The organism is Parabacteroides sp. AF27-14 (assembly GCF_003635425.1).
GTDB classification, from domain to species: domain Bacteria; phylum Bacteroidota; class Bacteroidia; order Bacteroidales; family Tannerellaceae; genus Parabacteroides; species Parabacteroides distasonis.
The window spans coordinates 79,757-104,222 of sequence record NZ_QTLZ01000006.1; the positions used below are offsets into that span (position 1 = coordinate 79,757).

The 24,466-nt window shown below is 41.1% G+C and carries 13 protein-coding genes; 5 read left to right on the top strand and 8 right to left on the bottom strand.

The window, feature by feature from the left end; genetic code table 11:
- Positions 1-211 precede the first annotated feature (211 nt).
- From DWY79_RS08645 to DWY79_RS08660, 4 genes are all read left to right on the top strand, one after another.
- Positions 212-3,802 carry a DUF6383 domain-containing protein gene (locus DWY79_RS08645; RefSeq protein WP_122143844.1) on the top strand — a complete coding sequence of 1,197 codons (3,591 nt, stop codon included), beginning with the start codon at positions 212-214 and terminating at the stop codon, positions 3,800-3,802.
- A 236-nt stretch (positions 3,803-4,038) separates the two neighbouring features.
- Positions 4,039-5,487, top strand: a complete 1,449-nt coding sequence (locus tag DWY79_RS08650) for a sodium:solute symporter (protein WP_122143845.1) — start codon at positions 4,039-4,041, stop codon at positions 5,485-5,487.
- Positions 5,462-5,914 (top strand): hypothetical protein, encoded by a 453-nt coding sequence (locus DWY79_RS08655; RefSeq protein WP_005863247.1) that lies wholly within the window; start codon positions 5,462-5,464, stop codon positions 5,912-5,914. The genes DWY79_RS08650 and DWY79_RS08655 overlap by 26 nt, the downstream gene beginning before the upstream one ends.
- Positions 5,898-6,644, top strand: a complete 747-nt coding sequence (locus tag DWY79_RS08660; protein ID WP_122143846.1) for a tRNA-dependent cyclodipeptide synthase — start codon at positions 5,898-5,900, stop codon at positions 6,642-6,644. The genes DWY79_RS08655 and DWY79_RS08660 overlap by 17 nt, the downstream gene beginning before the upstream one ends.
- Before the next feature lie 56 nt (positions 6,645-6,700).
- Here the strand turns inward: DWY79_RS08660 and DWY79_RS08665 are convergent, their stop codons facing one another.
- The gene (locus tag DWY79_RS08665; protein ID WP_227793814.1) at positions 6,701-9,361 is read right to left on the bottom strand and encodes a transglutaminase domain-containing protein; all 2,661 of its coding nucleotides are present in this window, start codon (positions 9,359-9,361) and stop codon (positions 6,701-6,703) included.
- Between the two features lie 220 nt (positions 9,362-9,581).
- Here DWY79_RS08665 and DWY79_RS08670 point away from each other — a divergent pair, with 220 nt between their 5' ends.
- The gene (locus tag DWY79_RS08670; protein WP_005863241.1) at positions 9,582-11,081 is read left to right on the top strand and encodes a potassium/proton antiporter; all 1,500 of its coding nucleotides are present in this window, start codon (positions 9,582-9,584) and stop codon (positions 11,079-11,081) included.
- 79 nt (positions 11,082-11,160) lie between these two features.
- Here the strand turns inward: DWY79_RS08670 and DWY79_RS08675 are convergent, their stop codons facing one another.
- From DWY79_RS08675 to DWY79_RS08705, 7 genes are all read right to left on the bottom strand, one after another.
- Positions 11,161-13,203, bottom strand: coding sequence for a beta-L-arabinofuranosidase domain-containing protein (locus tag DWY79_RS08675; RefSeq protein ID WP_009016561.1), 2,043 nt, complete (start codon positions 13,201-13,203; stop codon positions 11,161-11,163).
- A 16-nt stretch (positions 13,204-13,219) separates the two neighbouring features.
- Positions 13,220-15,076 carry a glycoside hydrolase family 127 protein gene (locus DWY79_RS08680; protein WP_122369208.1) on the bottom strand — a complete coding sequence of 619 codons (1,857 nt, stop codon included), beginning with the start codon at positions 15,074-15,076 and terminating at the stop codon, positions 13,220-13,222.
- A 62-nt stretch (positions 15,077-15,138) separates the two neighbouring features.
- Positions 15,139-16,767: a RagB/SusD family nutrient uptake outer membrane protein gene (locus tag DWY79_RS08685; protein ID WP_005863235.1), complete on the bottom strand. Its 1,629-nt coding sequence runs from the start codon at positions 16,765-16,767 to the stop codon at positions 15,139-15,141.
- A 13-nt stretch (positions 16,768-16,780) separates the two neighbouring features.
- On the bottom strand, positions 16,781-19,990 hold the full coding sequence (locus DWY79_RS08690; protein ID WP_122369226.1) for a TonB-dependent receptor: 3,210 nt from the start codon (positions 19,988-19,990) through the stop codon (positions 16,781-16,783).
- 240 nt (positions 19,991-20,230) lie between these two features.
- A complete protein-coding gene (locus DWY79_RS08695) occupies positions 20,231-21,160 on the bottom strand; it encodes a FecR family protein (RefSeq protein WP_008772924.1) in 930 nt (309 codons plus the stop codon).
- Between the two features lie 74 nt (positions 21,161-21,234).
- Entirely contained in the window at positions 21,235-21,780 is a 546-nt protein-coding gene (locus tag DWY79_RS08700; RefSeq protein ID WP_005867296.1) for an RNA polymerase sigma-70 factor, read from the bottom strand.
- 292 nt (positions 21,781-22,072) lie between these two features.
- Positions 22,073-24,418 (bottom strand): amylo-alpha-1,6-glucosidase, encoded by a 2,346-nt coding sequence (locus DWY79_RS08705; RefSeq protein ID WP_122369209.1) that lies wholly within the window; start codon positions 24,416-24,418, stop codon positions 22,073-22,075.
- Positions 24,419-24,466 lie beyond the last annotated feature (48 nt).

Below are 24,466 nucleotides of genomic sequence, written 5' to 3' on the forward strand. Positions count from 1 at the left end.
GCTATTTTTTTATCACTTATCCTCTTTCTTATCAATAGGATAGGTTATCCTTTACGAAACAACCGATTCCTTCAACAAACCTCCTGTTCCGACACTAAAAAAACGCAAGATTTAGACGATCGTTTAGACTAGTCGTTTACTAATGACGATTAGCCATCGAGAAGAAGGTAAGTGCTTAATTAACACTATTATTAATATTAAATTTTAAATTATGAACAAGAAGTTTACTATGCTTTTGGCTAGTGCCATGCTTGCGACTGCTTTCTCGGCAGGGGCAGCTGTAGACGCTAAAAAAGGGGATGCGATCTTGTTGAAGTCTGGCACTGATAATTTGTCAGCTTTAACGGGGACTAACTTTGGGAAATTGGGCCTAACCAATACTCCTGTCGATCTTAATGATTGGGAATTAAAGGGCTTAAATGGTGCTACTTGGACTGTTTCTGCAAAGAAGAACACTCTAGGTAGAGATATTTATTCTTTTGAGAATAAAGCTACAGGTTTAACGCTTGCTGTTGATCCTACCATAGCTATTGATGCAGATAAGGCTGGTGTCGGTGCGAAAGCTTTGACTTTGGGCGGTACCGCATCAGAGTGGGTGGCTGAAGGTGATAAGTTGGTTTCTTATTTCACGGGAGACTCTGTTGTTTATATCGCAAAGAACGGAGGTGATCTTTATTTGGAAAAAACAACAAAAGCTAAATTAGGCTCATCTAAAGCTATTGATCTGTCCTCTGCTAAGAATTTTCCTGAATCAATGATTTTGGATGCAGCTGACTTGAACACGTTATTGCAATCAGTTCCTACTGCTACTTTCTTTGGTTTGAATATGAACCCTAGTGTCTCTACTGGCAAAGCAAATCGGTTGACAGACACTCCTCTTAAGGCTACGGACGTAAGTGGTGCTGGTAATTGGGTAACTTTACAAGCCAAAGATAAAAAAGTGAAGGTTGATGGTGAGGATCAAGATGCCTATGTTGTCGTTGATACCGCTTATTATGATGGTACTGAGACTAGTAAGTTCTTGCAACTTAATTACGATGCTTTCAAAGCGGACAATCGTGAAGAAGGTTCTTATTACTTTAAGTTTACTTATAACGCAGCTAAAGATGAATTATATATTCAAGTTCAGAAGGTAGCTTATAAGCTTACGAAAAATGCAGGTGAGACTGATGCGGACTTTGCTAAGTATATCAAAGAGAATAACAACAATTCTTACTGGAGCATTCAAGATGAAGAAAACCCTCGTACGTTAGCGACCAAAACTGATAAGTTTATCTACATGGCTAGATTGGCTGGAACGAATGTCTTGACTATCAATACGGATGAGACAGATCTAACTGGTACTTCTGCACCTGTAGCTATGGCTAATGTTCAGAAAACAGTTGTCAAGCTTGGCACGAACTTCTCCGGATTGACGCTTACTACGATCCCTGATGGCGTATATTTGGTACAGTACAAGGCCTCGGCAGGAAATCCGAAAATCAAACAAAATGGTTTATATGCTTTGGCAAACTTAGCAGGAAACTTGGGTTGGGCTAATTTGGCTCGTAACCAAGAGTTCAAGCATATGCCTGCCGCTCAATGGGTAGTGGATAAGAATGGCACTTCTTCTACTGCTATGGTTACGATTGATAATCGTGAGTTCAGTGATGTTTCTAATACAAGTGTTCTTCCGTCTCAAATGACTCAATTCTATGCGGTGGAAGGTAGTGATGATGTATTCTATTTCAATGGTAGTGTAGCTGATACTTTGAGTTTTATCAAAGTTGATGAGGCATTGGTTAAGGATACAAAATTAGGTTATAAGTATGTAACGGCTGAAGAAGCTTCTGTTCAGACATATTTGTTCAACTATTTGCATGGGCTGGCGTTGAATAAATATCTGTATACTCCGGCAGGAAAAGACTCTATTGTTCGTGTAGACGAGAATGGAGAGAAAGCGAACTTCCGTTTGACTTTGATCGCAAAGGATGACAAATATGGTTATAAGGATGGTTTGGTAAGAAACGCTTACTATGTTTCTGACGGAAAAGGTCGTTATATCTCATTCGACGGTGTAGCGAATAAGTATATGATGAAATCAGTTCCGACTCCTTTCTTCTTGAAAGAGAACAATTGCATTGACGGTACTCATTATTATACTTTGGTAGAAGCTAATTTGCGTTCTGAGGTATTGGTTAAAGAAGGTAACAATGATATCGCATTATCTTGGTACCCTGCTTCGGAAAATGGTAAAAAGGTTGCTGATGCTAAGACTTTTGCTGCACTGAATACAAAGGAGGTAACTCGTAGTTATGAGCAACCGGATGGTTCCACCGTCACAGTAAAATATTACGCCGATGCAAATGGTAATATTGCGAGCGCTCCATATTATGATAAGGATGGTAATCGTTTGATTGTGGATGGTAGTGAAATTGGTGATGTATATGCTTATAAAGCAAAGGATGGCGTTGTATCATTACAAAAAGCATTCAATTCGATTTCTCGTTCAAATTCTTGGGACTATGCATCTGTAAAAGTATCTGTTGACGACAATACTCTTGATTTGACTGAGGGTACTTTAAATGATAAGTTCTATTCAGAGATCCGTACCTCTGCATTCGCCGTATCAAAAGACGACTCTCCATTGTACCGTCGTTTCAACAACGCTGCGTTAGGCGAGAGTGAAACCGCTGATAGCTTGTTCTTCGTAGAGAAGATCCGTAAGGAATACTTGATGGATGAGTGGAACAAGAACTTGACAGACAAGAATGTAGATTACGCTGGTATCTGGAATAAGGAGAAAGCTGACGGTAAATTAGGATTCATCGTTGATACTGCTTGGGTTAACCGTGGTAATGGCGATATCAAGCCGCAATATTTGATCTCTGTCGCTCGCAATGATCAAGCCGGTACTCCGGGTATTCCTTGTACGTATGAGCATAATCATTTTGATAACGCTGGTAATCCTGTTGACGCAGCGCATTGCTCTCATGCAACTCAAGGTCATTCAGGCTTCGACTACGGTAAGTATTTGGTAAGCTTTGGCGACTCTGCCCTTATTAAGGGCCATGAATTGAAGGTTCCGTATATGGATATCGATGGTGGTTATACTCGCGTAGGTTTTGTTAAGGCAATCCACGCTGGTGACAGCTTGTTCGTCTTGACACAAGGTTTTGAGAACATGGATCCGGCTACATTGGATACAGCTACGATCATCAATGCTTATAAGAAGAGCAAGAGCGAGAACTTTATCGTGAATTTACAGGGTGACAACCACAAGAACGTAACTTGGTCATTCCGCTATGTAAACCCGGATAAGGCTGGTGCTGTAACGGAAGAGGGTGCTGATAACGAATTCTTGTTCGAGTCGAACATCTATAACGAGGCAGGCGTTGCTTCTACTGGTAAGGCTACTAAGGGCTTCGATAAAACCGTTGCCGGTTCAATCGCTCCTTCTTACGCCGCATGGTTGAAGATGCAGAATGGTTGCTTGGTATTGACTCGTGGTGATTCAGAGTTTAGCGCAGCTAAGACTGGCTCTGACGGTGCTTTGATCTTCAACGCATACCAAAAGACTGACGCTGAGGATATGGTAACATCTATCGAAGGCGCTAACGCTGAAGGTGTATCTATCATCGCTGGCAACGGTACTGTAACTGTTCAAGGTGCAGCCGGTAAGTCAGTAGTTATCACGAACATCTTAGGTAAGGTAGTCGCAGAGACTGTTCTTACATCTGATAACGCTACAATCGCTGTACCTGCGGGTATCGTAGCGGTAGCTGTTGATGGCGAGGAAGCTGTTAAGGCTATCGTAAAATAAGATTTATAAAGAAATAAAATAAATCGAAAATACATTCCCGTGCGGGTAACCAAGTACTCCGTGATGGATGAACAAGCGGGAATGGATTAATATTAATACTAAAGTAATAAATTAAAGTTCATCCGTCGTTACCTCCGTGAGGAGAGAGGGCGGTAAGAATAAGTCTTGGTTGGCATTGTATATGCCGCCAAGACTTTATTCCATATGTTGTATTGTTAATCTAAAAATTAAAGGATATGCAGTTTAGTTGGTGGTACCTTTTTGTTTCTATCCCTGTGATATGGTCTTTATGGATAGGTTTCCGGGTCTTTAGGGGGATAAATAAACCAAGTGATTTCTTCTGGTATCCGGAAGGAATGTCATCAGAGAAGTTGAGGGATTCTTTGACCGCATCGAATATCAGTGTAGGTTCTGCTATCTTTGCGTTTTTGAGCTTTGGATATTCTTATAAGCTTGCCGCTTTTATCTCTCCTTTGACATGGCTGCTGGGTTTCTTTATCTTGTATAAGGTATTTCCTCGTATAGAAAATTCGGAAAAGAGAACATTGCATGGCTTCTTGGCCAATCGTTATGATAGCCGATTTATCGGTTATTTCGCTTCTTTGTTATCGATCATCGGATTCTTGGGTACCTATGGTATAGAAATCTTGGTTGGGATAAAGATCGCTAAAGTCCTTTTCCCTAATGTCTCCTCTATTTATATTATCTTGGGTTTGAGTCTGGTAGTGTGTACGTATACTGCACTAGGAGGTTTTAAGGCTGTTATTGATACGGAAAAGATGCAATTGTGGTTTTCATACGTCGGGATTGCTGCCGTTTTTGGATTCTTAATATCTCATAATGAGAATGTATTGAGTCTTGAGACATTGGCTTCGGACCATTGGGGATTTTCAAACTTATCAGTGTTATTTGTCCTTTCATTAATTGTGGTGAATGTACCTTGGCAGTTGATCGATATGTCCGTTTGGCAACGAGTCTGTTCCATGCGAGACCAAAAGGATATAAAGAAAGGATTGTCACAATCTATTTACTCAATTGGAATCTCTTGGTGTGTGTTGATTTCATTGGGTGTTTTACTGAATTATTTTCCGGACTTTACGGCTCCTTCGAATAATGATTACGGTTCCTTGCTATTGAGTTATCTCCAAGAACCTTGGGCGTTTGCTCTGTTTGCGGCGGGCTGCTTTGCCGCATTAGTGTCTACGGCAGATACATTATTGATTGCTTCTATACAGACTTTTGTTTTTGATATATTGTATCCTTCACATTCATTGAAGACGATAGAAGATACAAATGACCCGGAGAAAATGAAGGGTTTATTGCGCTATGGAAGGAAAATGGTTTATTTATTCGGACTTATCAGCCCTTTGTTCATTTACTTGGTTAGTATTGTGATACCGGGTGTTCTGGATTTGTTTTTTTTAGTTTATAGTGCTCAGATCATATTGCTTATACCGATTTGCGTGGCGATATTCCGTAAGGATTGTGTACGGATGAGAAAGTATGCGATATTCTCTCTTTCTGCTGGTTTCTTGGCTTCTGTATGCATGATGGTGTGGATGCTTTTTCATCCGGTGGAATACGTTTATCTGTCGGCTCCACTTGTTTCGATTCTGGTTTCTGCGATACCTTGGTTTTTTATTAAGAAAGGAGAGGGTTATGATACTGGAGTTAACAAAAGGTGAGATTTTCGAACTAATGGTTTCAGCTTTAGGAGGATTCCTATTGTTATGTAAATGGATGAAATCTACGAATATGCGAAAAGTAAGGGAATACCTTGAAAAACAGCCCTTAGATGGGCTTTCGGATTGCAGTTGTTTGGGGGATTTTATGAAGCGGTCTTCTTGTAAGAAACTGTTTAACTATTATTTTTTATATAGGCTTGTCTCCATTTCTTATTATTTGCTGCCGGTTGTTTTTTTGTTCTTTTTTCTTGTTGATGCATTTTATTTGTATAACTATTTTCTTGTTGATGGATCTGAAGTATTCGAGAAAGCTTGTGTTCCGATGCAGCAAAGTGTATTGATATTTATTTTTGAATCAGTGGTTGTTATGTTCCCTCTTGTTTTAGGAGAGTGGATTAAAAGAAATACTTATGAGCCTCTTGTATGAGCGACGATTGGAGTCTTGCTATATAGAACGAATATATCCGTATTCGGAATCGAATGCTTTTTTAGGAGTGAGTATTTGCTCTCGTTTATTTTCAGAGAAGACTTTGGTTGCTCTGTTTGATTGGTGCAAGGCAAATGTCAAATCTGTTTATGTATTAATAGCCGATGAGATACAAATGTACACTTTTATGGCTTCTAAAGGTTTGGAACGAAAAGAGGCTTGTGCGAAAGCTTTGCAAATAGGCGATATAAAGTATCGATTCATAGAAAGGGTTATCAAGAAAGGTGACTATGACAATGTTCGATTGCTTTCTTGGAAAGCGGTAGCCTTAGAGCCTCGATTCAAGACTTTATTGCAAAGACTTAGATTATTATATGGAACTGAAATCCTTTTTCGGCGGGAAGTTATCAAGCAGATTCTAGAACGTAACAGGCGGTTGCCGGAAGGTTTTCGTTTTGCAAGGATCGACTCTTCTGATTATGATCTAGCTTCTCTTTATATACTGAACGAACTGGCGGTTATTTTATATTTCCATTTATATTTTGATCCAGCGTGCCAATATCAAATCTCACCTTTACCTATGACCCCTTTATTGGAAATCTTGTATGACGGTACTTTTTTGAAAGACTTGCTTGTCCCTAAAAAGGATATTGGTTATATAGAAATTATGGGGGAGAAGGATCTCACTGGCAGAATGATTAAGGTTAATACAAAAGGGGCGCCCTTATAGATAGAACCGCCCCTCCTTATAGTTGTAGATAACTCCTTTACTTTTTTGTGAGTTCGTTATAGCTTATGTATAACTTTCATTAACTGCTCGCCCAAGCCAATTGTATAGCCTTGAGAGACAAATACGACACGGTTGAACGTATCGGCGATCAAGAAGATCGGCAAGGTATTGGCGTTTTGCAATTTCATCGCTGTAGCCATCTCCTTTTGGATCGCCCCGTCGATATCCAGACCGTATGTGATCGTGCCCGGTAAATCGCCGAACTCTTTCGGATCGAAGTTCTTATAGCCCTTCTCGTCAGGGAAGAGAAGCACGATGCCTCGTCCCCAATCCTCCAGTTCCTTCTTCACGGCGGCGATATCACGCATCGCATGGTTTGTCGGTTCTTGGCGGGAGCCTAGAAGCGCTACGATATAGTAGCCACGTCCGGTAGTAGCTAGCAAGCTAGTTTCCTCGCCGTTGTCCGCACGTTTGAATTTATTCTCGGAGTTGAAATTACCGATCACCTGTATCTCGTCCTTGCTTTCGCGCATCTCCAATTGGATCGGGGTGGTCTTGTCTGCCTCCACATTGAAAAACTCGATCTCGGCCAATACGCTACCGTTTGCCATACGAGTACCGGTCACTAACATATAATTACCTTCATCCATGGATAACGGTTTCTTCAGTAATCCGCTCCAAGTATCTCCCAAGCCCATATCCACATTACCGCCTCTCTCGAAATTCAAGGTCTGTAAAGTACCGTTCGGCAAAACCTTGGCGATCGTGAAGTGACTGTAATATTTCGGGTCCTGCAGCGCCTTGATCGGTTGGTAAGAAGCGATTACCTTGCCTTGTTTAGCGGTCGTCTGTACGGCAGCCTCGAAATCGACGTCTACCCAAGCGTTGTCCTTGAAGTACTGGATCTTGCGGGCTACCGGCTCGATACGTGCCGGAATACCTAAGCTACGAGCCACGGCCACGAAGAAGATATTACGGGAGCCCTTATCAGCGATACGAGATTTCCAGACACCCATCGGCATGATCGGAATACGTTGTGCGTTTAGCGCGTCGTTAATGGAGACGTTATTCTTCACCCAATCCACCAATGCCTGTGGATTCTCTACGGCTTGTTTCGCAAGGGAAGGCTCAATATTCGCGGCGAAGAAACTCTTATAAGGAGTCAGGAACTCATTGGCCACACGAGGATTCATGATATATTCATTGAACCATTCGCTTTGAACGGCCGGCGTATTATTCAAATGATCCGCGAAGACAGACGCTGGTGTATCACGTAGGTCCTTAGCGGACACGACATCCAATAATGCCATCGCCTGCGCACGCTTCTCGGCGGGAGTCTCCCGTAAGAACTTCTCGATCTCCATCCAGTTACCACGGCTACCAATCATGAAATCCTCCGTCTTCATCGGGTCGATACCCAATTCTTTCGCTAAAGCCTCCGCTTTCTCTTCCGTATAGAAAGTGGCTACATATTTATTACGGATAGCGTCTTCCTCCAATAAGCGTTTGGCGTTCGCTTCCTTTTGCTCCGGTGTAACTTCCGCTGGGATAGAGCCGTCCACCGGTGGTATGATATCTAGGGCGATCGTCTCCACATCTCCCGGTTTCTTATTCAAGGCGATCGTAACCTCTCCGTCCTTGCCGAAAGAGACCTTGCTGTAGCCGAACTTGCCATCTTTGCTGGCCCATACCAGCATATCCCCTTTTCCGGCGGATAATGAGCATTTGCCATCCGCGTCCGTCTTCTTGCGGGCTACACTGTTAAACTCGGCATAGTTATAAATCTTGAATTCTACCAAAGCGTCCTTTACCGGCTTGCCATTGGCATCCGTAACCGTGATAACAGCTTTAGCCGAAGGTGCGTAATTATCGATCACGTTGATCTCGGTATACCCATCGGTACGTTCCATGACATCCTCCGGGCCATTGTATTTACCGAATACTTTCGTATGCATCAACATACCCCGGTAAGCAGGGCCGTTGAACCAACCCAGATTCAATACCGGTTCGGGCTCGCAAGCGCCGAGGAAATACCATTTACCATTCACCCAAGCTTCTACCCATGCGTGGTTATCATCCGTATGCGCCCAGCGAGGCGTATATACCTGACGCGCGGGGATACCCACGGAACGTAAAGCGGCTACCGTGAAGGTAGACTCCTCGCCGCAACGACCGTAAGCGGTCTTTACGGATGCCAAAGGGGAACTTGTGCGCCCATCGGAAGGGGTATAGATAACCTTCTCATGACACCAGTGATTCACTTCCAGTACGGCATCGTACAACGAGAGACCCTTCACCCGGTCTTTCAACTCATCAAAGAAAACCATGCGGCTTTCATCCAGATTCTCATTGTTGATTCGTACCGGCAATACGAAATGGTGGAAGATATCCTCTGGGATGCTATCGCCCCAAGGCATCTCATTCCGTGCTTGGAAAGAGGAACGGATGTTTTTCAAATAGAAATCGCCACTATAGTCCGTGATGTCTCCAATCGGCATATAGGCATACATGAAGGTTAACGCCTCCCTCTCTTCGGGAGTCATTTGATCGTTAAATACTGCGAAAAGGTCTCCGTTAGGCAGGGCGGCCTGTTTCGCTTGGAAATCGTTCTCGACCTCAGCTCGGTAAGCGGCGTCGGTAATAAAATGTTGTTGGTTGTTACAGCTCGTCCATACGAGTAATGTGAACAACAGCGTAAATAGATGTTTTTTGTTCATAAAGCGGATATGTATGTTTGCCAAAAGTAATGATTCTATGCGAGATAGAAAAATTCTCGAACAATTTGTAAGAAAGATTTGTTTTTCTATAGAAAGAATAAATCTGGTCTTCCTGTAAATTTGGGACCGGATTTCTTCTTTTTGTGTGATTATAATTACAAAAAGTTTACGAACTTTGTGACAAAGTATCAAATCACTAATCATAAAACCCGTTTTGCGTATGTTTCAAAATCCTGAGCAAGTGCTATTAATAGCTTCTGTGATCCTGTTTTTAAGTATATTCGCCGGTAAGGCCGGTTATCGTTTCGGCTTACCCGCTTTGTTGTTGTTCCTTGGTGTGGGAATGTTGTTTGGCAGCGATGGTCTGGGCATCCAGTTCAGCGATCCGAATGTGGCCCAGTTTATCGGCATGTTGGCGTTGAGTATCATCTTGTTCTCGGGTGGTATGGATACGAAAGTTGCGGAGGTCAAACCTATCGCCTCGCAAGGTGTGGTATTGGCTACGCTCGGGGTGCTGGCCACGACTTTTATCACGGGCGGGTTTATCTATTGGTTATTTGGTTTATTTGGCAAATATGTTACGTTGACTTTCCCGGAATCTTTATTGCTGGCGGCGGTCATGTCCTCTACGGACTCAGCCTCGGTTTTCTCCATCTTGCGCAGTAAAGGGGTTTATTTGAAAGAGCGTCTGCGTCCTACCTTGGAACTGGAGAGTGGTAGTAATGACCCGATGGCTTATATGCTTACCTTGCTTCTGATCGCTTACATACAAAGCGGAGGTATGAATATTTGGGAGGCCGGGCTATCCTTGGTCATTCAATTATCGGTGGGAGCTATCGCCGGTTTCTTATTGGGGAGACTGGCTGTGTTGATTATCAATAAGATCGATATAGATAACGAGTCTTTGTATCCGATCCTTTTATTGGCTACGGCTTTCTTCACCTTCGCCGCTACGACCTTATGTAAAGGTAATGGCTATTTAGCGGTTTATATCGCTGGTTTGGTGGTTGGTAACGCTAAGATTGTTCACAAGAAAAGTATGGGGACGTTCTTTGACGGTTTCGCTTGGTTGTGGCAGATCGTGATGTTCCTTACGTTAGGCTTGCTAGTGAACCCGCATGAGTTATTACCGGTGACGGGTGTAGGTGTTATGGTGGGAGTCTTTATGATCTTGATCGCCCGTCCGATTAGCGTGTTCCTTTGCTTGATACCTTATAAGAATTTCTCCTTCAAAGGTAAACTGTATATCTCATGGGTGGGATTACGCGGGGCGGTTCCTATTATTTTCGCTACTTACCCGATGATCGCCGGGATCGAGCATGCCGGTATGTTCTTTAATATCGTATTCTTTATCACGATTCTTTCTTTGCTGATTCAAGGAACCACGGTTACTCAAGCCGCAAAATGGCTGGATATGGTGGATGAGCCGGAACGAAAGGATGAGTTTGGCATCGAGCTTCCCGAGGAGATCAAGAGCGCTATGAGCGAGATCGATATTACCCCGGCGGTATTATCCCATGGAAATAAATTGATGCAGCTGACTTTACCTGATCATACCTTGGCGGTAATGGTGAAACGGGAAGGCCGCTATTTCATCCCGAAAGGAAATACGGAATTAAAGGAGAACGACAAGTTGTTAATGATCTCTGATAATGACGAGGCGCTTTTGCAGGCGTATGATTCCTTGGGGGTGAAGGATTATACGATGAAGAAGAATTGAAATAATGTGCCAATGGGGGAATATGCCAATGCAGATACTATTTGTGTAGAATAAGCATTGGCATATTGGCACATTATTCTTACCGTACCGGAAATTCGGTTATACGTAAAGTGGTACAGCCATAAGGGATTAACTCGATCGTCTCTTCATCACCCATCGGTTCGTTGGCTTGCATGAAGAAATTTACGGGGCCGGCGGAACCTTTGAACATTTTCCATGAAGGTAAGATCCGTCCCTTTGTTTTGATCGTGATAGGGGCATTCTCTAGGTTCCATGGGTAAGGGGCTATGTTCTCTGCCTTTCTAACGACGAAATTTTTCTCTAGTTCTTCTTCTTTCAGATATTTGCGAATCAGGGAATAATTCCATGCTGAAGTAGAGGTGACCTCATAATACCATTCTCCTTTATGTGAAGACTCCGGGCGTTGATCAACCTTGCGTTCCCATTTCTCATCCATCTTTAGGGAATACAATAATGGGCCTCGTTCGATGACAACCGCATCGTCATACCAATTGCTTGTGGATATACGCATGGGTAGCTCTAGCTGGATATGATCGCCATCTTTCCATTCCCGGTTGATTCGTACGATTTCGCCAGAGTGAGCTGCGATAGAGACAGCCTCGCCATTTATCGTAATCACGGGATTATTACACCAAGCAGGAATACGCAAGTGAAAAGGGAAAAAGGCTTTCTTGTCTTTCTTGCTAGGGAACGATAAATTGAAATCGATCTTTTCTTCAAAGGGATAATCGGTCTTCTCTGCGATTTTAACCGTGATGTCGTTTCCCACTTGGGCAGTCACTTCCGATGGTGCGTAGATAAGTGAAGCGATGCCATTATCGGCGGTGGCAAACCATAGATGTCGTGTGAATTTAGGCCAGCCTTGATGTAGATTGGAGGTACAACAAGGATAACCGCTCAATTCTCCGAAAACAATGTCTGTGTCCTCGTGTGGTGAGACAAAGTTACGTCCTTCGCAAGTGATCGCTATTTGATTGACTTGCTGATAATATTGTCGTGCGGAAAAGTCATCCTTGATCTGCGTTGGCAGTACATTGTATGCGACTTTCTCTAAATGATCAGCCCACTGGACATCTCCGGTTATCTCTAACATTTTCTCGAGAGAGAACATCATCTCGACAGCGGTACAGAGTTCTGATCCTTGTGTCGGGTTACCGAAACGTAAAAGTTCATCTCCCGCCCATAATCCTGTAGGAAAACCAATCGTATGGCGCATTTTCCGTACAGCTTCCTTAACCGCTTCCAGATTTTGAGGATTATGGCTCTGTTGGTAATAAATGACAGGTTCCTTGAATCCTTGGGCGAGATTTACACAATGCAGGCTGTTTTGCCGGGCTAAATGATCTTGGTTCAAGAACACGTCGGTCCAATTGAAGGTTTGCTTATGGATTAACTCTCCTAACTCCAGAAGGAAAGGATCCCCCGTGATATTATAAAGCCAATATACGACCATCAGATTATCCCCTCCTCGTTGTTCAGCCCAGAAAGTCCATTTTCCCAGAGGACTTTTAGGTAGTTCAGAAAGCTGGTATTTGAAATAATTAGTGAGGAACGAGATAACTCTTTGATCGTTGGTAGCGGAATAATATTGTTGCAGAACTTTGAGCATAACCATTTTGGGCCACCAATCTTGTGCGTTATCCCGTTGTAAGCCGGGTTCATAGTCTCTGTCTGTATCTGGCCCGAAATATCCGTTAGGCTTTTGAGAGGCCAATGTCCATTCAACCCAAGGCTTTACTTTTTGGATCAAGGCCTCATCATTCATGATGTAAGCCAAAGGTAGTAAGCCATCTATCCAGTATGGGCCTCGTTCCCATACGTCTCCATCTCCGCCTAACCAACCGTTACGCGGTCCCATTACTTTCGTATAGATAGAATCCAGATGGCCGGTCATTCCCGTACACATTCGTTCCATTTGGATTTTTAGCCAACCCGCAGGTTTAACATCCCCAATAGGCAACTCTATATAAGGCTTAGAGGCTAATGGATAACGATTGTTCGGGTAATTAATGTTGATAGAACCTTCATTTCCCGGCAAAGTGGCAGAAAAGGAGGTAATTGAGATTAGGCTTGATAATGTTATCGTTAATAAATACTTCATTTTGATGCTTTTTTAGTTATTCGTTATAGGGGATCCATACCCTCATTTTTCCTGCTTTACGGTTATCCCACGCATAATAGGGAATGAAGGTAGCAGATTGTGCCCTACCGTTTGTTTTAATTGTTTTTATCCCATTCAATATATCGGAAACGAAGGCTGTCTGGAATGTTGTACTTGGGCTCAACTGGATTTGATCGAAATATTCCGGGTTGTCTATTTCTTCCATGCAGTATACAAGTGGCCCTCGTTGAATCGCCCGTTTGCCGAAATTTTCCTTGACATGCGGATCTGCCGCAACAATTTCCACGGGCATATCCATATCTAGAGCGATTACATCTTGCGATTTCCAATCCTTGATTACCGCATAGCCTTTTTCCTCAGACACGTTTATTCTCTTACCATTGATACTTAAATCATAGGTTTTGCACCAATTCGGAATGCGGAGGCGTATCTCTTTCTCCAAAGGCTGAGACGTAGAAATTGTTAGTTTTACCGATCCATCCCACGGATAGTCCGTTTCTTGTGTTAATAGGATATCAGTCTCTCCTATCCGTATTTGCCCCGTATTTCCGATATATAGATTTACCCATAACGCATCATCGGAGGAGGCGTAGATATAATTTCCGATAGAAGGCAAGAAGCGTGAAAGCTGACTTGGGCAACAAGCGCAACCATACCATTCTTGTCTATGGTGATCACCCTTAGATTCCAGCGGATTGACATAGAAGAAACGGTCTCCACCCAAGGAGATACCGGCAAGCGCACCGTTATATAAAGAACGTTCCAGTACGTCGATGTATTTAGAGTCTCCGGTAAGTTGGTTCATACGTTGGTTCCAAAGCACCATTCCGACAGAAGCGCAAGTCTCGCAATAAGCATCTAGGTTCGGTAAATCGTAATCCTCCGTAAACCCTTCGTTATCCCGGGATGAACCGATTCCCCCGGTGATATACATATTGCGGTGTACCACATCATCCCATAGACGATCTATGGCGGCTATATATCCCGTATCATTCTTCAAGGCAGCCACATCAGCCATACCGCAATACAAATACATACATCGTACCGCATGCCCGGAGATATCGGTAAGTTGCCGGACGGGAACGATATCTTGATAGTAAACCGGGTCCCATTTACCTTCATCACCCATAGTGCCGTGACCGTGTCCACGTTCCTCCAGCAGCCAATAAGCGAAATCCAGATATTTCTGCTCTTGGGTGGTTTGATAAAGCTTGACAAGCGCCAGTTCTATTTCCTCATGTCCCGGTACCCAATGCCGTTTTCCCGGTCCGAATTGGCTCATCATATGATCTGTCATGCGGATACATACGTCTAATAACTTGCGCTTTCCAGTAGCTTGATAATACGCCACTCCAGCCTCAATCATATGTCCGGCGCAGTACATCTCATGTTTGTCCATATTGGTCCACCGTTTATCCAATCCGGTGAGTGTATAGAAGGTATTGATGTAGCCATCTGGTTGTTGGGCGGCAGCGAATTTATCAATCCATTCGTCCGCCTTCTTCTCCAGCTCGGGATCCGGATTGTTGATCAGGCTATAAGCCATACCTTCTAACGCTTTATATACATCGGAATCATCAAAGAAAATGCCGGAATGCTCTCCTTCCCCTTTCGCTGCATTCTCGAAATTACGGATACGCCCGGTTTGATTCTCTATTTGATCGATACAGACAGGCAAGGTCGCCGAGACATGTTTACTGAGTCTGGGTGACCAAAAGTTATCATTGATTTTCACATGAGAGAAATCGATCTGCTCGATCATTTTCAAAGGCTGTTCCTTTATATCTTCTTTAGAGGTCTGGCACCCTTGCAAAAGAAAGGCAGACGCAGCGAGTAAAAGGTATTGCTTCATATAGCTTTAGAAATTGAGATTAAAGGAGGGTATGTCAATATAGAGACATACCCTCTATGTTATTATTGATAATTCGGATTTTGTTCCAGATTCGGATTGGTATCTACTACTTTTTGAGGTAAGGGAAATACCGTTTTATAATCTCCATTCGGCTCATGAGATAACCATTTAGCTTTTGTGAAATGACCGAAACGTATCATATCTCTCCGGCGATAAGATTCTCCAGCGAATTCCCAACCTAGTTCATCATAGAAACGTCCGAATTTTTCCGGATAAACTTGATTTTGCGAAGTTAATACATAGTTTTCTACCGTACCGTATTTATAACAGGATTTTTCTTGTAATTGCGCTCCTGAGACAATTGCTTTTTCAGGATGTTCTTTAAAAGCTCTTTTTCTGACCATACTTACAATAGACGCTGCTTGATCTGCTTTCCCAGTACGTAAAAGGCATTCTGCTTTCATCATATGGACTTGCGTAAGTCTGAATAAGACCAAATCATTATTTAGTTCACTTCTGGCTCCCATCTCAACCTCATATTTTAACCAGCGATATCCTTCTGCCTCACCAGTGAAAATTCCGTTGGGCATTTTGTTGACGAAGATAAGCGGTTGTCCCATTAAGTCATAAGAGCCTGTGAGAGGTGTCCGGTCAGATGCGTATTGGGGACCTCCTAGCCAAGTCGCATTTAAACGTTCGTCATCTGGATCATAGGTGTCGATGAATTGAGGTATTCCTTTATAGGCCCCAGCTCCCCAAGGGCTTCCAACTAGATCATACGTTTTTTGGTTTGCTCCGTGTAAGGCGGCTAAATGATAGTTAAATCCAGTGGCAAATATTTCATCATAAGGAATGACTAATATATTTTCTAATGAGTTTTCATTGTGTGCCTTAAATGGATCGCTATAATTAATGTCTAAACTGTATTTTCCGGAATTAATAATATCATCACACTCTTGAATACAAGCATTCCATTGGGGATCACCTGTATATACTTCTGCGTTCAAATATACGTTAGCGAGGAGGGCTTTAGCTCCCCATAATGTGAATCTTCCATAATTAGATTCATTTTTCTCTGTTGGGAGATCGCTGAAAGACTCTTTTAGTTCTTTGACTATAAAATCATAAAGATCCTTCCGGGATGTTTTTACAGGTAATTCTGAGGTGGGTTCCGTGACTAAAGGAGCATCTCCGAAATTATCCATGATGTACCAGTAATAGAAAGCACGTAATGCTCGAGATTCAGCGATCATGGCAGCCTTGTTTTCATTAGCGGCAAAAGGAAAATCATCTTGGTTGATAATGCTGATAGCCCGGTTTGCCAAGATAATTCCGGAATAGCAAACTTCCCATAAACGATTCACTTGTAATTGTTCGGAGTTCCATGAATGTTGATGCATTCTACGAAATACACCTCCATCATCCCAACCGGAACCATTAGCGGGGAACACTGCGGCATCGGTACATATTTCTTGACTCAGCATTGGAGCTTGTCCGGAACCGCAATATCCCCAATCTTGAAGATTGGTATAAGCGGCACCAACTACTTTAGTTGCGTCTCCAGCTTCATATTTATAACTATCTTCAGTAATGTCAGAGAAGATTTCTTCGGTTAGGTCTGTGCAGGAAATAAAGTTCAATGAACAGCAACCTAATAATAAGATATTTATATGTTTTTTAATTGTATTCATGAGTTTATTTATTTTAAAAAGTAAACATTGCGCCTAAAGTAAAGGAACGTGTAGAAGGGTAACGGCCTAATTCATCACATCCGGGATTAAGTCCTTGCGTATTAACCTCAGGGTCTAATCCACTGTATTCTGTAAATGTGAATAGGTTATTACCGGTTGCGTATATACGTATCCTTTTTAAATAATCATTCTTAAGTTTTAAGGTATAACCAATGGTGATATTATCAATTTTCCAAAAGTTTCCTCTTTCGATGAAATAGCTAACATATTGAAGTTCCTGTTGGTCGTTTAGTACAGTCTTTCCGTACTTCGGTTCATAAGCTGTGGCAAGCAAATTTCCCCGGGTCAAGTTTACAGGACATTCATAAAACATGCGGGGGTAGTTGAGGATGTCATAGTCGAATGCACCTCGCATAGTTATACCTAAGTCGAAATTTTTGAAGGTAAAACTGTTATCCCAGCTTAATAGGTGTTTGGGCAGGCCATTTCCAATAATTTTTTTATCTTCTGCTTGTTGCTCTGAGATCGGTTTTGGATTACCGTTTTTATCTTCAATAATCCAACGTCCTTCGCTATCTATATCAATAGTTTTAAAACCGTAGAAATTACCAACCTCACCCCCTTCAAATATTCGATGGGTATATTGTTGGATAGGTTCGCCAGTCCAGCCATCTTCTATATAACCGGATTTTAATTGGAATTCCTCGTTGGATAAGGCAACCAACTTATTTTTGTTGGTCGAATAATTAAAGCTAGTTGTCCATGAGAATTCTTTTGTTTGTACTGGGATTGCACTGAGGTGTATCTCTAGTCCTTTATTTTGCATAGTTCCTGCGTTTGCGAGGATTTCCTGATATAAATAAGGAGGAGTGGCTACTTGATAGTTCCATAGCATATCTTTTGTCGTGCGTTTATAAAGGTCTATAGATCCACTGATACGGTTATCAAGAACGCCGAAGTCTACTCCTAAGTTCCACTCTTCTTTTTTTTCCCAACGCAGGTTTGGATTTGCGTTACTTGAAGGTTTTAATGAAGGGAGCCAGCCAGAACCAGTATAGAGATTCTTATCGCTGGTCAAGCGGCTTAATGACATATATGGATCTTCAGGAATGGAACCCGTTACACCAAAACCTAAACGAGCTTTCAAACTACTGATAAAATGTAAGGAGCTCATGAATTCCTCATTATGTATATTCCAACCTACGGATACGGCAGGAAAATTTCCCCATTTATAATTAGCTCCGAATTGTGTAGCTCCTTCATGACGGATACTGACAGATGCTAAATAACGATCATTGAAACTATAGTTGATACGAGCAAATACACCGATTAACTTAGACTTGTTTTTTTCAGACTTTTCCTCAACTTCTCCTCTTTTTAAGGCAGCTCCAGCCCCCATATTATTATAGCTATATTGATCGGATGGAAAATCCCAGTTTTGCATCCAATAATTTTCATAGGTATTGTCTTGATAAGAATAACCCGCTAAACCAGTAAGATTATGAGCACCAAAATTATTTTTGTATTGGGCTGTGATCTCTAACAGATTATCGATAGAAGCTGTTGTTCCACGAGAAGCAAACCCGTTTTTGCCATTGCGGACAGTTGATATGTGTTTTTTAGTTTCAGCATATCCGCGGGTTTGATTATAAGAGGTTCTCGACACTAATGCTTTTACGAAAAATTCATCCATGGGAGTCAATGTAACGGTTCCGAATGTACGTAATTGGGTACTTTTATTCTCGCCATTACTTTCATATAGCGCAGCTACCGGATTCATATATCCGTTCATTGTCGGATGTTCAATCCAGTTTCCGTTATCGTCTTTCGGACGTTCAGTTGGAATATTGATTAACGCATTTCGGTAAATTTCCCCATTGAAGCTTTTGCCATCTCCTAAGGCTGTATATCTTTGTTCTTTACCCATGATGTTTAAATTAAACTTTAATAAGTTATCCCACATAGAGTGGTTGATTTCCAATCGTGTGGTTAATACTCTATTGTCTGAGCGTTTGATAATGCCTTGGCCAGACTTATAGTTTATGTTTGCGATATAATTAGAGTTGCGATTACCTCCGCGTAGACTGGCATTAGTTACGTAAGAAATAGGAGTCCTTAATATCTGGTCTAGCCAATCTGTGTCGTAACCATAATCAATAGCGCCGGGTTTCCCTTGTTTTACTAATTGACGGTATTGATCGGCATCCATCATATCTAATCTTTTTTTGATTTGCTGGGTAGTGACATAAGCTTGAATATCAATAGTTACAGGTATCTCTCCTTTCACTTTTTTTGTGGTGATGAAAATAACACCATTATTTCCTCTGGTTCCATAAATGGCGGCGGCTGAGCCGTCTTTTATAACATCTATGCTTTCGATATCTTCTGGTGCAACAGTGCTCATATCACCCGGAACTCCATCGACAATAACTAATGGCACCCGGTCTCCTTTTAGTGAGCCGATACCACGCAATACAATTTGGGATGAAGACGTCGGATCACCATTTGGCATGACAATGCCAAGTCCCGCAACCTTTCCTTGAAGCAACTGGGCTGCGTCTTGCACTGAACCTTGAATGAATGTTTCACTTTTTATGCTGGAAATAGATGAAGTTAATTCCCCTTTTTTCTGTGTACCGTAGCCAACCACTACCACCTCGTCTAATTGTTGCGTATCTTCTACTAAACGAATATTGATTTGTTGTTTCCCATTTACAGGAACATCTTGTGTCAAATATCCGATATAGGAAATCTGCAAGATGGCAGAAACAGGAACATCTAACGTATAATTACCATCTATATCTGTAATAGTTCCGTTAGTTGTTCCTTTTATAACGACGTTAGCACCGATAATAGGTTCTCCGGATTTATCTGTAATTGTTCCTGAGACCTTATTGTTATCCTGTTGTTGTTCTGCTTTTTCATCTTTCTTCATCAACATGATATTACTGCCTTCAATCGCATATCCAATATTCGTGTTTCTGAAAATTTGTGACAAAACATCCATTACCGTTTGGTCTTGAGCGTGTACGGATGCTTTACGGTTTAAGTCGATTTCATTTGTATTATAAATGAATAAATAATCAGTTTGCTGTTCTATCTGTTCTGTTAATGAATGCGTAGATTCATTATTAGCATTGATATTGATGCGCATCGTTTGTGAATGTACGGATGCGAGTAAGCTGAAACTGAATACAAATAATGCAATGAATGTTAATCTCATTATTCGAAATGTTTTGTCTTCTGTGTTAAAAGGGGACATAAAATGCCCGTTACAAATTTTTTTCATACATTTGTAATGTCTTATTTGTTAGTACTAAATGAATTTATTTTCGCAAGTCTGGTACTGACTTACGGAAGGGGGATGTTGCAGCATCTCCCTTTTTGTGTAATTTGTGCTGTTAATTGTTTGTTATGTTTTCATTCTCTATATTCTGTATTTAAAAGGTTAACGACTAAATATTTATTTTATCACGATTAGATTCGTCTCTTCATTTTTTGTATAAGTGAATTTATGTTTTAATTGTAATACTTTCAATACATGGTCAATTCCGTCTTTGATACGGAATTTGCCGGAATAACGGTATTGAAGTAAGGATGGTCGTTGAACATCAATTTTAATATCATAATAAAGCTGTAACTTTTCTATTAAACTTTGGATCGACTCGTCTTCGAAACAGAATAATCCCTCTTTCCATTTAAAGTAGTTGTAGTCAGGAATATGGGATGTATTTAATCCTTCCTGACTTGCGATCGCCATCTCGTTCGGCTTTAGGCGTAATCTTTTCGGCATAGTTAAGGAAGATATTTCTACGCTGCCATTTAATAATGCTGTCTCAAATAAAGGACTGTTGTGATATGCCTTAACATTAAATTCGGTACCCAATACATGAATTGCGTATTTTTCGGTTTGTACGGTAAAAGGACGTTTTTTGTCATGATGTACAGAAAAATACCCTTCTCCGTTAAGTTCTACGTTCCGTTTATTTGTGCCGAATTTATTAGGAAATTTCAATGTCGAGCGAGAGTTGAGCCAAACATGTGTCCCGTCCGCTAAAGTTAACTCAGCTCGCTGACCTGTGGGTACATGGATGGTTTGTATTTGTATATCCTCTACTTTTTGTTCTACGAATTGTTTAGTAACAAAGATTCCAATTAAAAAGATCGCTGCTATTTTTAGTGTTTCGATTGCGATACGTCGAATTGTTGGAATAAATTTTTTATGAAGTGTTTTTTGCTCTGTATCCGTATGCCAAAGTGAAATATCATATAATTTACGTAAAGCCAGAAATTCACGCATGTTATCAGGACTTTCGTCCAGCCATGACACTACTTTCAGTCTCTCTTCTTCGGAAACCTTACCTCTTATGTACCGTTGTAGTAATTGCTCCATGAATGTCTGTTAATTTATTTTCTATTATAAAAACAACGCTGTGCGCTAAATCCCTAGTGGAAAAATGAAAAAAATTAAGAAAAAAGAAAATAAAATAAGGGTAGATAGTCTTTCAAGTTGATACGCAAAGCTTTTAAAGCCTTGGTTATGTGGTATTCTACACCTTTTATGGTGAGGTTTGTCTCATCCGCTATTTCTTTTACGGTTTTATTCTCGAAGCGGCTCATCTCGAATATTCGATGAGTTTGTTCTGGTAAGTTTTTTAAAGTTTTGTGGATGATCCTATTGACCTCATCAGAGAAGATCTCTTTCGGATCGCAAGCCTCGAGTGTGGAAATTCTAATGCTTAGTTCTCTATTTTTTATTTCCTCTAAATTTTCAATAGCGGCATCATGTATGGCTTTATGGCGTAAATAGTTAAGGGCTTTATTTTTCAAAATCGTGAGCAATAAGGCTTCTGTTATCTCGTTTTCTCCAGCAGAGACCAGTCGCCAATATTTTACAAGCGATTCAGCTACGATATCCTCAGCCACCATGTCATCATGTACATATGATTTGGTGAACAGGAATGACCGTCGGTAATTCCGTTCATAAATGATATTAAAATCGTCTCCTTTCATCTTCAATACAGATTTAGCGGTAAAAGTAGGAATTTTTGATAGAAAAATAGTTAAAGTAATCATACTTTCATTTTCCCCGCTTTCCGGTTATCTCAAGTATAATATGGGATGAAAGAAATTGATTGTTGTCCATTTATCGCATTGATAGTAAAAGGTTAGAGTGGAAAGAGGTCTTGAATACGGAATTCAGACTAAGTTCTATTTACTCAAAATAGTTGGGGTTATCTGTTTTAATTTTAGATCATTATGAGGCGGTGTCTATATGTGGAGACGGGGCATGCCCCGTCTCTCTCTAAATCCGTTGTTCCTTACCATTCACGATAAATCGCTTGATAGGTTGTTTTTCCGGTCTTAATAGGTAACTCCAATCCTTTTCAGTTGTATCTAACGTGATTTCCAATCCATCTTCCAGTTGTTTTACTTTATAATTAATCTTATTATTTCCAACAGGAAGATCTTTCATTTCAATAAAGTCCCAATCTGATGGTAAATTAGGACTTAGGGTCAAGGTCTTTTTATAGGCTTCTGGTTGTATGCCATATATATAACGAATCAAAGGTGTTGCTATACCATAGATGGTCCATGCTTGAACAGGGCAGCCATAATCAGGCATCATCTCATTAATTGATCCCGGAAGTGTACGGCCAAATGTATCGACGATGCGATTGATATACCATAAAGCCTCATCTACACGTCCGTAAGCGCATTCGGCCATCGCTTGTACGCCTGTTGCGATAGTCATCATGCGATCTCTTTCGACTGCGGATAAATAAGGACCATATTCGCCGCAATGCTCTTTTCGTACTTTATCCAATTGCCGAATAGCTCTGTCTTCTGAGGCAATATGAGTTTCTATTGGAGTGCTTATTACCCAATTCTTGTTAGTTAACCATCCTTTCATAATACCAGTTGGATACGCTTCAAATTGTTTATACATATCCTCATACATTGCGATATGCTTTTTCTTGCTATCATCATATTCCTGTAAGGAAACCTCGGCAACATCCCACCTGTATTCTGTATTACGAACCTGTTCGATAGCACCTTTAGTCGTTTCTAAGGCTTGCTCTCTCGTTCCATAAAAATCACAATAAATTTCTAAATCCTTATCCCAAAATAGGTCGTTTATCCTTTCTTTCAAATCGATTGCTTGCGAGGCGCACTCACTGGCAAATGCTTCTTCTCCCATTATTAAGGCAATCTGCGACATAACTTCCAGTGCTTGCTGAGTATAAACAGAGACATCGATCAATTCCGCATTTAATCCCCTAACTTCCATGATTCCATACCCTTCGGGGAACATATTCTTATTTGTATCCATATCTTTCAAAAGGAAGTTCAGACCTTTTTGCATATAAGGATACATGTCTGCAAGGAATTTGTTATCACCAGTCCATTTATAAACATTCCATACAGCGATGACAAAATGAGCAGTCTCTTGAGTATTTCCTTTGTGGCTGACGAATGCGTTGAATGCCATTTCATGCAAAATACGGCCATTCCCATTGGCTTTCTCTGACATCTCTTTGATAACTCTCAATGTCTCTTTTGCTAATTTTTGGTCACCTGTAGCGACAAGGCCTTGTAATGAATAAGAATTATCACAACCGAATAACCATGGATATTCAATTGCGCCCGCTCCCAGAAAGCGTCCTGCACCTTCCATATCTGCCGCAAGCCATTCCGTATTGATTTTGCACCAGTTATAAACCTCTTGTAACTTTTTATCTGGAATGTTAATCCGTCCTCTCTCTAATAATTGGGTGTAATACATTTTTTTATCTTCCAACATTTCGAAATGGTTCGCAAAGATGTCTTTGTAACTTTTTAGGGCATCCTCCTCACTGTCTTTTGATCCTGCGATGACGAAAGAAAGTTTTTTCTCCTGATTCTTAGGAAGTGTAATCGTATAAGTAGAAGAGGCACTTTTACCCGTTCCTTGCGTATTTATATAAGTAGGAGCATCTAGTTGATAAATACTCGTATGTTGATCCGCTCCCCAAATCACGTTCCAGTTATTACCTAAATCTTTCGCTTTAAAAATGGCATCTTGGGCATCCCAGTTCACGACATCATTTGCGTCTTTTAACCCGATTGTCCCGGATGACCATACAGGCAACAAATCTGTTTTTGCGACAAAATCAAAAAGGACTGTTTGCTCTGAATCCGATACATTTTCGATGGTATAGGTAATAACAACACCATTTTTTCCTTGTGGGCAAAATTGGAAACGATTGACACGGATACTATTATTAAATAAAGGAGCGTACTCAAATTTACTTCCAAAAGGATAATTCGTATATTGTATTGCGTTTTCCAACCAACAAGAATTACCTTTATTATCTGTCATTTTTACCCAAAAGCCATCTAATAGCTTGATCAAATGATTCCAAACTCCTCCCATCTCTCCGGGAGTATGTCCACCAAGATCAGGGAAGTTTCCATCTTGCGTACCTATTATGTAGGTTTTATCTCCTGCTGTCAGATAAGGATTTTTTTCTTGACCCGCTTGATTCGAGATTCCTTCCATGATTGTTTGTATCTCCTCATCTTGAGTGATACTTTCATTTGTTTGACAAGATATAAATCCCCCCAGTAAACAAATGCATAGATAAAGTGACTTTAGATATTGTGTCATATTCAAATCTTTTGTGGATAAAAGTGGAGGGGATATTATGATACCCCC